Raw genomic sequence first — 15,633 nt, 5'->3', positions numbered from 1 at the left:
TGGTTTTATGTTGAAAATCGCTCCCATCACTTGAATAGCGTCGAAGACTTTTTTGTATTTGACCCGTTGTTTTGACAAAAAAAAGAAACGAGATGTGTTTAAATAAACAACACGAAGGAGTGGTGTTTAATGATGGAGACGGCTGAAAGACAGCAAACGAAGCCAATATCATATAAGAAGGCTTTGGAAAACGCAAAGCGTAAGATGGGAGATAAGACGAAATTATTGCTATTGGAAAAAGGATGGCTGCTTTTGTTTGTCGGTTTCTTGCTAGGACGAGCTATTGTGTTATCTACTATGTCGCCCTTTGCCCTTTCTTTCCTTGCTTCCGTGTGGTTTGTCAGAAAGGACAAGTCCTTTCCTGTCATGCTGGCAGTCCTGGCTGGAGCGTTCAGTTTAGAATGGCAGCATGGATTATTCACCCTCACGGCAATGGCAATGTTCATTTTCACCGCAGCAGTATTTAAAAACATCAAGCATCAACAAAAGCTGCTGCCGCTGCTAGTGTTTGTATCCAGTATGATGCCCCGGGTATTCAGCTTTTCCTTGTTAGACCAACTGACTGCTTATGAATGGATGCTGGCCGTGGTGGAAGGGATCCTTACCGCTGTCCTTGTCCTTATATTTATGCAAAGTGTGCCTTTGTTATCACCAAAAAGGTACAAACCTGCTTTAAAAAATGAAGAAATTGTCTGCATGATCATTTTACTCGCTTCGATTTTGACCGGTACCATCGGTTGGGAAATTCAAGGGGCGTCCATCGAACAAATAACTTCCCGTTACTTGGTGCTGTTGCTTGCATTTGTCGGAGGTGCTGCAATCGGTTCAACAGTGGGGGTGGTTGCAGGGTTGATTTTAAGCCTGGCCAACGTTGCGAGTCTTTACCAGATGAGCTTGCTTGCCTTTTCGGGTCTGCTTGGAGGACTGCTGAAGGATGGGAAAAAGGTAGGCGTCAGTATTGGATTGATTGTCGGTACATTGCTTATCGGCATCTATGGAAAGGGGGTCGAGGCGCTGCTTCCTTCCTTGTTGGAGACGTTCATCGCCGTGCTTCTGTTTATCTGTACGCCGCAAAGTTGGGTGAAAAGACTTTCCCGCTACATACCCGGAACAATGGAACATTCGAAAGAACAAGAGCAGTATATGCAAAAAGTACGTGATGTTACGGCCAATCGAGTGGAGCAATTTTCCAATGTTTTTCAGGCGCTGTCGCGAAGTTTTGTCCAACAGCAGCAGACGCCTCCAGAAGAAGAGTACTTGAAAGAAACAGACTATTTTTTGAGCAACGTTACGGAAAAGACCTGCCAATCCTGTTTTAAAAAGGATCGCTGCTGGGCGGCAAACTTTGATAAAACTTATGGGCTGCTAACGGAAGTGAAAAATGATATGGAGGCAGGTGGTGGGCCTAATAAAATACTGCAACGAAACCTGGAAGATCACTGTGTCAAATCGCAAAAAGTAATAGAGACGATGCGTCATGAACTTTCCTTTTATGAGGCAAACCAAAAACTAAAAAAACAAGTGAGCGAAAGCAGACGGTTTGTGGCCGATCAACTGTTGGGTGTATCGGAGGTAATGGACGACTTTGCCAAGGAAATCATGAAAGAGCGGGAGAACCATGAACAGCAGGAAATGGAGATAGCCGCATCTCTTAAACAAATAGGTATGGAAATTGAAAAACTAGACATTTTCAGCGTGGAGAAAGGCAACATCGATATCGAAATGCATCTTACTTTCACACAATATCACGGCGAGGGACCAAAGCTGATTGCTCCAATGCTGTCTGATATCCTACAGGAGACTGTGGTGGTCAAGGAAGAAGACATTTCCCCCTTTCCTAATGGAGAATGCTTCCTGGCGTTCGGATCTGCCAGAAAGTATGCAGTGGAAACAGGCGTGGCTCATGCTGCCAAAGGTGGGGGATTAGTCTCAGGGGACAGTTACTCCACAATTGAACTAGGAGCGGGGAAGTATGCGATGGCGATTAGCGACGGTATGGGGAATGGGGAACGGGCCCATGAAGAAAGTACCGAAACACTGCGCTTGCTTCAACAGATACTGCAATCTGGAATACAAGAACAAATTGCAATTAAATCCATTAATTCTATTCTTTCACTTCGGACGAGCGAAGAAATATTCTCCACATTGGATTTGGCAGTCATTGATTTGCATGATGCAGCGGTACGGTTTTTAAAAATCGGGTCGACCCCCAGCTTTATAAAACGAGGTCATACAATGCACAAAATCGAAGCGAGTAATCTGCCGATAGGCATCATTCGCGAATTTGATGTAGAGGTAGTCACGGAACAATTAAAGCCAGGTGATGTTTTGATCATGATGAGTGACGGGATATTTGAAGGGCCAAAGCATGTGGAAAACGTGGATGTTTGGCTAAAAAGAAAAATTAAAGAAATGGAGACGGATAACCCGCAGGAAATTGCTGATTTGTTGTTGGAGGAGGTAGTTCGCAACCGTGCTGGTGTTATAGAGGATGATATGACGGTTTTAGTGACAAAGGTCGATATCAATAAGCCAAAATGGGCGGCATTTCCTGCTTATCGGCAGCATGCGTGAGCGGTTTACTTCTTTCTCACAGGTATAAAATTCCTCCGCAACGTCGAAAATGGTGATAATGAATGCAATGAACCCGGCCCACATCAGTACCAAACATATACTAGTAGGATGGATATTCGAGGAGGAATAGTCTATGAAAAAAGGAACGTTAAAGCAAATTTTGCTGATCACTGATGGGTGTTCTAACAAAGGTGAGAATCCGTCGGCAGTGGCGGCATTGGCTTATGAACAAGGTATCACGGTGAATGTGATCGGCGTAATGGAAGATAATCAGACGGAAAACGACGGAGGACTGCAAGAAGTGGAGGATATCGCACTTTCCGGTGGAGGTGTCAGCCAAATCGTCTACCAACAAGTATTGTCAAAAACAGTACAGGCCGTTACCAAGCAAGCCATGACACAGACACTTCAAGGAGTAGTTAATCAGGAGCTGAAACAAATACTTGGCCCCAATCAAAGTTTGGAAGATTTGCCGCCGGAACAAAGGGGGGAAGTAATGGAGGTTGTCGAGGACCTTGGCGAGACATGTGACCTGGAGGTGCTTGTCCTGGTGGATACGAGTGCAAGCATGACCGACAAGCTTCCGACGGTCCAGGAAGCGTTATTCGATTTATCAGTCAGCTTGAATGCAAGGATTGGCAGGAATCGATTCTCAATCTATGCTTTTCCTGGCAAAAAGGCTGCGATAAACAAAGTTTTGGATTGGTCACCGCGCCTTGATTCTATTTCCTCTGTTTTCCCTAAGCTTACTAGTGGTGGAATCACACCGACAGGGCCTGCTTTGAAAGAGGCGATGTATCAGTTTGGCAAGAAGAGCTTGCTAAGGAGCTTTAGAAATGAAAATCGATCCGACGTCGAAGAAGCGTGAGCACTATCTCCTTCCAGGAACGATTATCTCTGGAAAGTGGCATAAAAACCAATATAAAATTGTCAAAAAGCTGGGAAACGGAGCGGTAGGCACCGTTTACCTTTGCGATCATCAAGGAAATCGGGCTGCATTAAAAATAAGTTCCAGTGGTTCTTCCATTACAACCGAAGTGAATGTGTTGAAAACCTTAAAAAAGGTCCAGGGAAACGGCAGCCTTGGACCTTCTTTGTTGGATGTCGATGATTGGCTCCATCCCTCCGGTACCAGATACTCTTTTTATGTAATGGAATATGTAAATGGTCAGGGGCTAAGCAGCTTCATCCGTTCACATGGAGATGAATGGCTTGGCACTTTCATGATTCAGCTGTTAGGAGACTTAGAGCAATTGCACCGGTCTGGGTGGGTGTTCGGCGATTTAAAGACAGAGAACCTGCTGGTTGCATCTTCTCCACCGAGAGTCAGGTGGATCGATGTAGGCGGAACGACACAAGTCGGTAGATCGATCAAGGAATATACCGAGTTTTATGATCGGGGTTATTGGAACATGGGCAGCCGAAAGGCAGAACCCTCTTATGATTTGTTTGCTTTAGCCATGGTGATGCTACACGTTTATCATCCAGGGAGATTTGACAAAGGTAGTCATCCCGAAAAAACTTTAATAAATAAACTAGGCTCAACCAGGCAATTGAAAAAATTTCATACTCCGCTGAAAAAAGCGCTTAAAGGCTCTTATACCTCCAGCAGCCAAATGAAACAAGAGATTGCATCCTTGCTTATGTACCGGCCGCAAACTGTCTCGAAACCGACAAGGACAGCTGCCAGAAAAGCGGCAACAACCAATCGGGATCATTCGCTGTTAGAAAGTATCGGTATTTTAATAGCTGCTGGTTTGTTTTACTTTTTTCATATTTTGTTAATCTAACCTATACCGCCACTTTTGCAGTAGAAAAACGGAAGTGATAGGATTAAAGTGGTTTGGATGAACAAAAGCGGAAGCGACCGGTTAATGGCACCAAAATTAAAGGTTAGCCGGTGATGGAGTGGGGAATATGGAAACAAAAGTTAAAGACTTTATTAAAAGAGAGAAGCTGCTTCACGGCGGGGCTACTGTGCTGATAGGTGTTTCAGGCGGACCGGATTCCCTTGCGTTGCTTCACATTTTAGCTTCAATGAAGGATGAATGGAACCTTCGGCCAATCGCATTGACTGTTGATCACGGATTAAGAGGTGAGGAATCAAAACAGGATGTCGAGTATGTAAAAAGAATATGTAGTTTGTGGAATATCGAAATCGTTGAAACCTTTTTGGATGTGCCGGCGTATAAGAGGCAGGAAGGTACAGGCACACAGCTTTCAGCAAGGAATCTGCGGTATCAGTTTTTTGCTGAACAGATGGAAAAGTTCGGGGCTGGATATCTTGCATTAGGCCATCATGCCGATGACCAGGCAGAGTCTGTTCTGATGGGTTTGACCCGAGGGGCAAATATTTCGGCATTGCAGGGGATTCCATGTAAAAGACCTTTTGCCGGCGGAATGATCGTACGTCCATTTATGAGCTCATCCAGGGAGGAAATCGAGGACTATTGCAAGAAGTATGGGATTGTGCCGAGAAGGGATCCTTCTAATGACGAGGACAATTATACAAGGAATTATTTTCGATTACACGTCCTCCCGCTTCTTAAGGCAAAAAATCCAAACTTTTTACACACTATTCGCAGGTTGAGTGATGCTGCAAGGAGCGATGAAACTTATTTGACGGAGCAGGCCGAAAAACTGGTTCTTCCCCATGCAGAGTTTACTGACGACAATAAGCAGGCAGCATTTCAGATAGAAAGCTTTGCCAAGTTCCCCATTGCTTTACAAAGACGGGCCTTTCATCTAATATTGAGTTATCTATATGATTCGACTTCACCTGACCTTTCATATGCCCATGAAGATCGATTCTTCAGCCTGATTTCAAGCAGTAAAGCAAACGCATCGGTAGATTTGCCATTAGGATTGAAGATCATCAAGGAATACCAATCAATCACGTTTTCTTTTGCGGCCGAATTCGGCGGCAGCTATTACATAGTTTTGCAAGGCCCTGGCAGTGTCGAACTGCCTGACGGATCCATCCTGTCTGCTTCAGTTGTCTGTGAACCCTTGGAAGATTCCCGCTTTGCTATTACATATGATTTAGCCGGAATAAACTGGCCGTTGTCCATCCGTTCTCGAAAACCTGGTGATAAAATGACGGTTAAAGGAATGAAAGGAACAAAAAAGATCAAAGATATCCTTATTGATGAGAAAATACCGATTGGTTTAAGAGAGGGTTGGCCGATAGTCGAAGATGGAAAAGGCAATATATTATGGCTGGCCGGATTAAGAAGAGCGGATTTTCAATCCGGTGGCCATGACGGCAAATTTCTACGATTGCATTACGACAAGAACAGTAACATCTAGGAGGATCAGGAATGAATAACGATATCGAGAAAGTTCTAATTTCTGAAGAAGAAATCAAGCAAAAATGTCAGGAATTAGGGGCACGTTTAACAAAAGAATATGAAGGGAAGTTTCCATTGGCAGTCGGTGTTTTAAAGGGCGCAATGCCGTTTATGTCAGATATACTCCGAGCAATGGATACCCACTTGGAGATGGACTTCATGGATGTTTCCAGTTACGGTGGGGAAACCAGGTCATCCGGGGAAGTGAAAATCGTCAAGGATTTAGACACAAAGGTAGAGGGAAGAGATTTACTGATCATTGAGGATATCATCGACAGTGGATTGACGCTCAGCTACCTGGTTGATTTGTTCAAATACCGGAAGGCTAATTCCATTAAAATTGTTACATTGTTGGACAAACCTGAAGGCAGGAAGGTTGATATCAAGGCGGATGTTGTCGGATTCCATGTGCCGAATGAATTTGTGGTAGGCTATGGATTGGATTACAAGGAGAAGTATCGCAACCTGCCTTATGTAGGAGTATTAAAGCCAAAGATTTATGGCGGAGAATAATCTTGTTGGATTGGCAGGTATGACTGTCAAAATATTGACATATCTTAAAAGGGTAATTAGTTGTATTGGTCCTTTTTCATATGGTACTATTTACTATAGTTTTCTCGCTTGGGAGGAGGTAGGCAATGAACCGAATTTTTCGTAATGTCATTTTTTATTTCCTGATATTCCTGGTGGTAATTGGAATTGTCGGAGTATTTAATGGACAAAACAATCAAGAAACTGAATATAATGTAAACGAGTTTATGCAGGCATTGAATAATGGTGAAATTTCAGATATGACCATGCAGCCATCTAATGGTGTTTATCGTATAACTGGAGAATTAACCGGCGAAGAAAACGAAACATTCATCACTAATGTTCCAGATAACCCTGACATCGTTGCCAGTATTACTGACACAGCAACCGACCAGGGCATACTGAATGTTGAAGAAGAGGAACAACCAAGCGGATGGGTAACATTCCTTACCACGATGATTCCGTTTGTTATTATATTTATCTTATTCTTCTTCCTGTTAAATCAGGCACAGGGCGGCGGAAGCCGAGTTATGAACTTCGGTAAAAGCAAAGCCAAACTGTATAGCGAAGAGAAGAAGAAGGTCAGATTTAAAGATGTTGCCGGAGCTGATGAAGAGAAGCAAGAATTGGTAGAGGTTGTGGACTTCTTAAAAGACCCACGCAAGTTTGCCAATATTGGGGCAAGAATTCCAAAAGGGGTTCTATTAGTCGGCCCTCCAGGTACAGGTAAAACCTTGCTTGCGCAGGCTGTTGCTGGAGAAGCTGGAGTTCCTTTCTTTTCCATCAGTGGTTCCGACTTTGTGGAAATGTTCGTAGGTGTCGGTGCTTCCCGTGTTCGTGATTTGTTTGAGAACGCCAAAAAGAATGCACCGTGTATTATTTTTATTGATGAAATAGATGCAGTCGGCAGACAGCGTGGAGCTGGTGTCGGTGGCGGTCACGATGAACGGGAACAAACATTGAACCAACTACTTGTCGAAATGGATGGTTTCGGTGAAAACGAAGGTATTATTATAATCGCCGCGACAAACCGACCGGACATTCTTGACCCAGCCCTATTGCGGCCAGGACGGTTTGACCGGCAAATCACTGTTGACCGACCGGATCTTAAAGGCAGAGAAGAAGTACTTAAGGTTCATGCCAGAAACAAACCGCTGGATGATTCTGTTGACCTTAAAACCATTGCCATGCGGACACCTGGATTTTCCGGTGCCGATTTGGAGAATCTGCTTAACGAGGCTGCGCTTGTGGCCGCGAGAAGCGACAAACAGAAAATTGATATGCTTTCCGTAGATGAAGCGATTGACCGTGTTATTGCAGGACCTGCCAAGAAGAGCAGAGTTATTTCCGAGAAGGAACGAAACATTGTTGCCTACCATGAGAGTGGTCATACGATTATTGGAATGGTACTCGATGATGCTGACATGGTCCATAAAGTAACAATCGTACCACGCGGCCAAGCTGGTGGATATGCGGTCATGCTGCCGAGGGAAGATCGTTACTTCATGACCAAACCGGAATTGTTGGACAAAATCACCGGACTGCTTGGTGGACGGGTTTCGGAAGAAATTATCTTCGGCGAGGTCAGTACCGGAGCTCATAATGACTTTCAGCGTGCCACTAGTATAGCCCGTAAGATGGTTACCGAGTATGGCATGAGCGATAAAATTGGACCGCTGCAATTCGGCAGCTCGGGCGGACAGGTGTTCCTGGGAAGAGATATGCAGAACGAACCAACTTACAGTGATGCAATCGCTTATGAAATCGACCAGGAAGTACAGAATTTCATCAACCAGTGCTATGCACGGGCAAAAGAGATTCTTACCGAAAATAAATCCAAGCTTGAATTGGTAGCTAAAACCTTGCTGGAAGTGGAAACACTTGATGCGAGCGAGATAAAGTCGTTGTTTGAGGATGGAAAAATGCCTGATAAAGTTGTTTCTGAGCAAGATGGAAATGTACAAGATCAGGGAGATAATTCCGAAACGAAGGATATGAAAGTGAATATCCAAACAAAATCAGAAGATGAGGCTTCTCATGATGAAGACGATGCTTCTGATCAAAATAAAAATAACGAATAATAATTACGCCCTCTTTGCAGTGAGACAAAGAGGGCGTTTTTCTATATAAAATGTAAAAGGCTTAGTTGATTCTGCACATGAATCAAATGATGTGTATATGTCCGCAAAATGGATTATAGTAAATAGGGTACATGAAGTTCTCTGCAGGATTTTGATTTTTGTTTTAAATGTGGGGAATACAAATAACGTACTGGTTTTAATGATAATGAAAACTTACTTATCGACGGTATAATAAAAATATAACAGACAGGCGACTGGCCCCACTTACGGCCAGTCGCCTGGTGAATGAGTACGAGGTCTAGTTCCGTCTGCGAACGGAGTCAGTGGTGGCTGACGATTTCAACCAATCCATAAGGACCTTTATTTCATTTGATTTATTAACCGAACGCAAATAATTTAAGCTTTAAAGGAGAATGATGCAAGATGGGTGACTATTTAATCAAAGCAACAGCTTTTAACGGGACAGTGAGGGCCTATGCGATTCAATCCACGGAAACAGTTGAAGAGGCAAGAAGGCGCCATGATACATGGGCGACAGCTTCTGCGGCGTTGGGGAGAACCATTACCGTTACCTCGATGATGGGAGCGATGATGAAAGGAAATGATAAACTGACAGTCAAACTCGAAGGCGACGGCCCCGTTGGCCCGATTATTGCTGATGGAAATGGACAAGGAGAAGTCCGAGGATACATTACCAATCCCCATGTCGATTTCGATTTGAATGAAAAAGGAAAACTGGATGTGGCGAGAGCTGTCGGAACGCAAGGAAGCTTGAGTGTAGTCAAAGACCTTGGACTGAAGGAGCACTTCACAGGCCAGGTTCCGATTATTTCTGGAGAAGTGAGTGAAGATTTTACTTATTACTTTGTAAATTCCGAGCAAATCCCATCCGCTGTAGGAGCGGGTGTTTTAGTTAACCCGGACCATACCATCCTTGCTTCCGGGGGATTTATCCTTCAAGTAATGCCGGGAGCTGATGACGGCACAATCGATCAGTTAGAACAACGAATCAATAGTATCCCGCCTATTTCCAGTCTTGTCAGGGATGGAAATACACCGGAAGAAATTTTAGAGAAATTAATTGGGGCAGAGAACCTTAAAATTCATGAAAGTCTGCCAGTCCAGTTTAAATGTGAATGTTCAAAAGAAAGAGTAGAGAACGCGCTCAAAAGCTTAGGTGAGGAAGAAATCAATCAAATGATCAAGGAAGACGGCGGGGCAGAAGCTACGTGCCACTTCTGTAACGAACAGTACCACTTTTCAGCAGAGGATCTAGAGGCATTAAAAGCAGAAGATTAACGAGGAAAAGGGAGGGGCAGGAAAGTCTGCTCCTTCTTTTTTTATAGTGGTTCGTTACTGGCAGGCATGACAAGAGCCGTTCAGAAAGTATATTTCAGCTATCCATGCAGGATTGCTCCTGCAGATAACAGGGAGAAAAGATCCTGTCCGGTTTCCTAGGTGCTTTTATGGAAGACTGGTATAAGACTTGCCTAACGTGAATAGTGTTAATTATCTGTCTATAGATGGCGAATTAGTTGACTTTTACCAGTGGATTCATTACATTGAGTATAAATCCAACAAATACAGTGGGAATTGGGAGTGGTAAAGAATGAAGGTAGCGCAATCGATAGCAGAATTAATCGGCAATACCCCGATTGTAAAATTGAATCGGACAGCAGATGAAGAGAGCGCAGAAATATATGCCAAACTGGAATTCATGAATCCCGGAAGCTCTGTTAAGGACAGAATTGCCCTTGCGATGATAGAAGCGGCAGAGGAAGAAGGCCATTTAAAAGAGGGAAATACAATTATTGAGCCTACGAGCGGCAATACGGGAATTGGGTTGGCGCTCGTCGCTGCAATCAAAGGCTACAAGGCCGTCCTGGTAATGCCGGATACGATGAGTATGGAGCGGCGTAACCTTTTGCGTGCTTATGGAGCGGAATTAGTGCTTACTCCTGGCGCAGAGGGAATGAAAGGTGCTATTAAAAAGGCAGAAGAACTTCAAGAAGCGAACGGTTACTTCATGCCGCAACAATTTAATAATGTGGCAAATCCCGCCGTTCACGCTCGTACTACCGGAAAAGAGATTGTCCAGCAAATGGGTGATCAGCTAGATGCCTTTATTTCAGGTATAGGAACAGGCGGTACGATTACCGGCGCTGGGAAAGTACTAAGGGAAAAATATCAAGACATTAAGATTTATGCGGTCGAGCCAGAAGCTTCCCCGGTACTTTCTGGCGGAAAGCCTGGTCCGCATAAAATACAAGGAATCGGTGCAGGGTTTGTTCCCGAGGTCTTGGATACGGATGTATACGATGAAGTTATCCAGGTTAGCAACGATGACGCATACGCTACTGCAAGGGAAGCTGCTAAAAAGGACGGTTTGCTTGGCGGGGTTTCCTCTGGAGCAGCTATCTTTGCGGCAAAAAAGGTTGCTAAAGAACTTGGAAAAGGGAAAAAAGTTCTTGCGGTTATCCCTAGTAACGGGGAAAGATATCTTTCTACACCGCTTTATCAATTTGAAGAAAACGAATAAACAAGCTGGGAGCACCTCCGTAGGTTAATGCGGAGGTGCTTTTATATTGTTGACACTGCTCTTTACAGCATGAAGAATTTCCTCATTTAAGGTAGAATAGAGGTAGATACTGTCAGTCCGTGAGAAAGAAGGAATACTTATGTCTTTTATATTAAATACCAAAGTAAAGCGATATAACTTGAGCGAGCAAACAGTAGTAATGGGGATTTTGAATGTAACGCCTGATTCTTTTTCCGATGGGGGAAAGTACAATGAAGTTTCCGCTGCTGTGAAACAAGCAGTTTTAATGGAAAAAGAGGGAGCGGATATCATCGATATTGGCGGGGAGTCGACCAGGCCTGGATATACCCCTGTATCTGTTCAGAACGAAATTGAACGAGTGATACCGATTATTCAAGCTGTAAAAGAAGCAGTTACCATTCCGATTTCTATCGATACGTACAAAGCAGAGACCGCAAAACAAGCTTTGAAAGCGGGGGCTTCGATACTAAATGATATTTGGGGGGCCAAAAGGGATCCCGAAATGGCGAAGGTCGCCGCTGCTTACGATGTACCGATTATTCTCATGCATAATCGTGAAACAAGGGATTACAGCGATTTAATCGAGGATATGAAAAAGGACTTGCAGGAAAGCATTACTGTTGCCTTGGAAGCGGGAGTGAAAAAAGAAAATATAATTCTCGATCCGGGTATCGGATTTGCCAAAACGCCGGATGACAATTTAGTGGTTTTGCGTCACCTCGACCAATTCAAAGAGTTAGGATTTCCATTGCTGTTGGGGACATCTCGTAAATCAATGATTGGTAAAGTACTGGATGTCCCTGCGTCGGAAAGGGATGCAGGAACGGGAGCCACTGTTTGCTACGGCGTTAGTAAAGGGGCTGCAAATATTGTCCGAGTTCATAATGTCAAAATGATAAAAGATATGACGAAAATGATGGATGCTATGATGGGGAAAGGAGACAATGGGAATGGATAAGATATTTTTGAATAAGATGGAGTTTTATGGCTATCACGGCCTTTTTCCGGAGGAAAGAAAATTAGGGCAACGTTTTTACGTCGATTTAACACTGGAAATCGATTTAAAGGCAGCCGGCCAAACAGATAATATGGAAGAGTCCATTGATTACGGGCAGATTTATCAAGTGACCAAAGCAGTTGTCGAAGGAGAAGCAAAACAACTGATAGAAAGTGTCGGCGAAAAAATTGCTGAAGCGCTGCTTAGAAAATTCCCCCGATTACAAGCCTGCAAGGTGAAAGTCATAAAACCCGACCCGCCTATTCCGGGTCATTATGATTCGGTAGCAATCGAAATTTACCGGGAGCGCTCGTGATGAATACGGCGTATGTGGGTTTGGGTTCCAACATCCCGCCAAGGGAAAACTATTTGACTGAAGCCATTCAAGCATTAGAAGAACATGAGCGGATTTTGGTGACGAATAAGTCGTTCATTTATGAGACTTTACCAGTAGGCTACAAAAATCAGGATAATTTTTTGAATATGGTGGTGGAGATCGATACAAACATTTCTGCCATTGAATTATTGGAGTATTGCCAGTTTATCGAAGCGGACAAGGGAAGAAAAAGGGAAGTGCGATGGGGACCACGCACATTAGACCTTGACATTTTGCTTTTTAATCAAGAAAATATTAAAACAGACCAATTATCTGTACCTCATCCAAGAATGCACGAACGAGCTTTTGTACTTATACCTTTGCAGGATGTAAATCCCGACGCAATTATTCCTACGCAAAACAAAAGTGTTTCAGCGATTCTTGATGGGCTGCCGACAACAGAGAAAAAGGGAGTTACGCGATGGCTGGGAAAGAATGGGGAAGAAGGGTAAAGGCTTATCGAAAATTGAAAGGATATACACAGGTTCAGTTTGCCCGAGAGCTTGGTATTTCAGTATCCGTTATAGGGGAAGTAGAGCGGGGAACCCGCAGACTGAATGATGAATTACTTCACCAAATCACGAATGTGCTGGGTGTCTCGGCTGAGGAGCTGGCACCTGAACGGGATAAACATAAGTACCAAAATCCAAAAGAAGATATCCATGTTTAACAGGGTGAGTCGCTAAAAAAAGCAACTAATGGGGAAGACCACGCCGACTGGGGGACTTTCCAGCCATTAAAACAAACAGCAGACAATGCTGTAATGTTACTGCTGGGACTGACTCCACGCGCGTAATCCAGCAGGAAAAATAAAAATTTCGTAAAAGTGTTCCAACGTTGACACTTTGCAGCACCTTTTCTATACTGAAAATAAAGTAAAAATGCTGCCAGTGCTTTGCTGGCAGTTTTTTCATTATCGTTAAAATACAAAAGAATGTTGGCTTCTACTGTATGGCAGTAAGACAGCCGGGTTATGAATGAGAAATAGAGGATAAAAAATAAATGGAGTGAGACCAATGACAGAAGAGTTGAATGACCAGCTGCAGGTACGCAGGGAAAAATTGCAGCATTTACAAGAACAGGGACTGGATCCATTTGGTACTAAGTTTGAACGGACCCACCTTGCTGAGGAAATTAAACAAGCGTATGATGGCTTTTCCAAAGAAGAACTGGAGGAGAAAGAAGCAGAAGCCACCATCGCCGGGCGGATTATGACAAAGCGAGGGAAAGGAAAAGCTGGTTTTACTCACATTCAGGATCTCAGCGGCCAGATCCAGCTGTACATCAGGAAAGATAAAGTTGGCGAGGAAGCATATGAGTTATTCACGACTGCTGATATCGGCGATATTATCGGCGTAACAGGTACTGTTTTTAAAACCAAAGTGGGAGAGTTATCTGTTAAAGCAAGTGAGTTCCAAATGTTGACCAAGTCTCTGCGTCCTCTTCCAGATAAATTTCATGGGTTAAAAGATGTGGAACAACGTTATCGTCAACGTTACTTAGACCTTATTACCAATCCGGAAAGCAAGGAAACCTTCCTTACTCGTAGTAAAATCATTCAATCTATGCGCAGATACCTGGACAGTAATGGCTTTTTAGAGGTAGAAACACCAATGATGCATGGCATAGCCGGCGGAGCTTCCGCACGTCCGTTTATCACGCACCATAACGCTTTGGATATTCCCTTATATATGAGAATCGCAATAGAGCTGCATCTGAAACGGCTAATTGTCGGCGGCATGGAAAAAGTATATGAAATCGGAAGAGTGTTCCGAAATGAGGGTGTTTCAACCAGACATAATCCAGAGTTTACGATGCTGGAGTTATACGAGGCATATGCTGATTTCCATGATGTGATGTCGTTGGTTGAAAACATGGTAGCGCATATAGCAAAAGAAGTATTAGGATCTACAACCGTAAAATATGGAGATAATGACGTGAATCTGGAGCCTGAGTGGACAAGACTCCATATGGTGGATGCTGTTAAGGAATATACAGGAGTGGACTTCTGGAAGAAAATGAGCGATGAAGAAGCTAGGTCGCTAGCAAAAGAGCATGGGATCGATATTAAGGACACCATGACTTTTGGACACATTGTCAACGAGTTCTTCGAGCAAAGGGTGGAAGAGAAGTTAATCCAACCTACCTTTGTCTATGGTCACCCGGTAGAAATCTCTCCGCTTGCAAAGAAAAACCCTGAGGACGACCGTTTCACCGATCGATTTGAGTTATTTATTGTAGGTCGGGAACACGCAAATGCTTTTTCTGAGCTCAATGATCCAATAGATCAAAGAGAACGATTTGAAGCTCAAGTAAAGGAAAAAGAACAAGGTAATGATGAAGCGCACGAAATGGACGAGGATTTCTTAGAAGCACTGGAATATGGCATGCCTCCAACAGGTGGATTGGGAATCGGCATCGATCGGCTGGTTATGCTGCTTACAAACGCGCCATCTATCCGTGACGTTCTCTTGTTCCCTCAAATGAGAAATAGAGAGTAGTTCCAAAAGGCAGGTTGTCTGTGGCAGCCTGCCTTTTCTATACTTGTTTATCCATTGAGGTGTTTCCATTAAATTCCTTGTATTCTCCCCTTGATTAACGCGAACAATCATGGTAAATTATTAAACGTTGCGTTATTCGCTAACTTGTTTACCCAAAAGACAAAAAGATAGTTGTTGACTTTTTTCGTGAGAGTTGTTAAACTATATAAGTTGCCGTTTTGATTGAACAGCAACGAAGTCAACCGGGCATTATAAAAAGACCTTGACTTGCGAGAGTTAAAGTGATATAATGTTTAAGCTGCATATGACGCAGATATAATTTGATCTTTGAAAACTGAACAAAACAACCAGTATGTCAAGCAAGATATACAAGCTAGTTTTTTGAACGAGCAAGCAAGCTCAACTTTTATGGAGAGTTTGATCTTGGCTCAGGACGAACGCTGGCGGCGTGCCTAATACATGCAAGTCGAGCGCGGGAAGCAGGCGGATCCCTTCGGGGTGAAGCCTGTGGAACGAGCGGCGGACGGGTGAGTAACACGTGGGCAACCTGCCTGTAAGATCGGGATAACTCCGGGAAACCGGGGCTAATACCGGGTAATACCTTCCTCCGCATGGAGGAAGGTTGAAAGGCGGCCTTTTGGCTGTCACTTACAGATGGGCCCG

13 protein-coding genes and 1 rRNA gene are annotated in these 15,633 nt (G+C 43.8%); all 14 read left to right on the top strand.

All coding sequences use genetic code 11. The features are described 5' to 3' along the window. Positions 1–129 precede the first annotated feature (129 nt). On the top strand, positions 130–2,574 hold the full coding sequence (gene spoIIE / locus BLR82_RS19815) for a stage II sporulation protein E (RefSeq protein WP_074601169.1): 2,445 nt from the start codon (positions 130–132) through the stop codon (positions 2,572–2,574). Positions 2,575–2,707: 133 nt separating this feature from the next. Next, positions 2,708–3,442, top strand: coding sequence for a VWA domain-containing protein (locus BLR82_RS19810; RefSeq protein ID WP_074601168.1), 735 nt, complete (start codon positions 2,708–2,710; stop codon positions 3,440–3,442). Then, a complete protein-coding gene (locus BLR82_RS19805) occupies positions 3,411–4,364 on the top strand; it encodes a protein kinase domain-containing protein (protein ID WP_074601167.1) in 954 nt (317 codons plus the stop codon). Before BLR82_RS19810 ends, BLR82_RS19805 begins: the two co-directional genes overlap by 32 nt. 127 nt (positions 4,365–4,491) lie before the next feature. Continuing rightward, positions 4,492–5,883 (top strand): tRNA lysidine(34) synthetase TilS, encoded by a 1,392-nt coding sequence (tilS, locus tag BLR82_RS19800; protein WP_074601166.1) that lies wholly within the window; start codon positions 4,492–4,494, stop codon positions 5,881–5,883. Between the two features lie 11 nt (positions 5,884–5,894). Further along, on the top strand, positions 5,895–6,437 hold the full coding sequence (gene hpt / locus BLR82_RS19795; protein ID WP_074601165.1) for a hypoxanthine phosphoribosyltransferase: 543 nt from the start codon (positions 5,895–5,897) through the stop codon (positions 6,435–6,437). Between the two features lie 125 nt (positions 6,438–6,562). Then, a complete protein-coding gene (gene ftsH, locus BLR82_RS19790; protein ID WP_074601164.1) occupies positions 6,563–8,536 on the top strand; it encodes an ATP-dependent zinc metalloprotease FtsH in 1,974 nt (657 codons plus the stop codon). Between the two features lie 423 nt (positions 8,537–8,959). Beyond that, positions 8,960–9,835 (top strand): Hsp33 family molecular chaperone HslO, encoded by an 876-nt coding sequence (hslO, locus tag BLR82_RS19785; protein ID WP_074601163.1) that lies wholly within the window; start codon positions 8,960–8,962, stop codon positions 9,833–9,835. A gap of 310 nt (positions 9,836–10,145) precedes the next feature. Then, positions 10,146–11,075, top strand: coding sequence for a cysteine synthase A (cysK, locus tag BLR82_RS19780; RefSeq protein WP_074601162.1), 930 nt, complete (start codon positions 10,146–10,148; stop codon positions 11,073–11,075). Positions 11,076–11,214: 139 nt separating this feature from the next. After that, positions 11,215–12,054, top strand: coding sequence for a dihydropteroate synthase (folP, locus tag BLR82_RS19775; RefSeq protein ID WP_074601161.1), 840 nt, complete (start codon positions 11,215–11,217; stop codon positions 12,052–12,054). Beyond that, entirely contained in the window at positions 12,047–12,409 is a 363-nt protein-coding gene (folB, locus tag BLR82_RS19770; protein WP_074601160.1) for a dihydroneopterin aldolase, read from the top strand. Before folP ends, folB begins: the two co-directional genes overlap by 8 nt. Beyond that, positions 12,406–12,921, top strand: coding sequence for a 2-amino-4-hydroxy-6-hydroxymethyldihydropteridine diphosphokinase (gene folK / locus BLR82_RS19765; protein ID WP_425440916.1), 516 nt, complete (start codon positions 12,406–12,408; stop codon positions 12,919–12,921). The genes folB and folK overlap by 4 nt, the downstream gene beginning before the upstream one ends. After that, a complete protein-coding gene (locus BLR82_RS19760; protein ID WP_074601158.1) occupies positions 12,891–13,139 on the top strand; it encodes a helix-turn-helix domain-containing protein in 249 nt (82 codons plus the stop codon). The genes folK and BLR82_RS19760 overlap by 31 nt, the downstream gene beginning before the upstream one ends. Before the next feature lie 346 nt (positions 13,140–13,485). After that, a complete protein-coding gene (gene lysS / locus BLR82_RS19755) occupies positions 13,486–14,970 on the top strand; it encodes a lysine--tRNA ligase (protein WP_074601157.1) in 1,485 nt (494 codons plus the stop codon). A 405-nt stretch (positions 14,971–15,375) separates the two neighbouring features. Further along, positions 15,376–15,633, top strand: a 16S ribosomal RNA gene (locus BLR82_RS19750); the annotation flags it as partial.

The organism is Sediminibacillus halophilus (assembly GCF_900103695.1).
Taxonomy (GTDB): Bacteria; Bacillota; Bacilli; order Bacillales; family Amphibacillaceae; genus Sediminibacillus; species Sediminibacillus halophilus.
The sequence above is the reverse complement of the archived record's forward strand: the minus strand, read 5'-3'. Positions and strand labels throughout refer to the sequence as shown.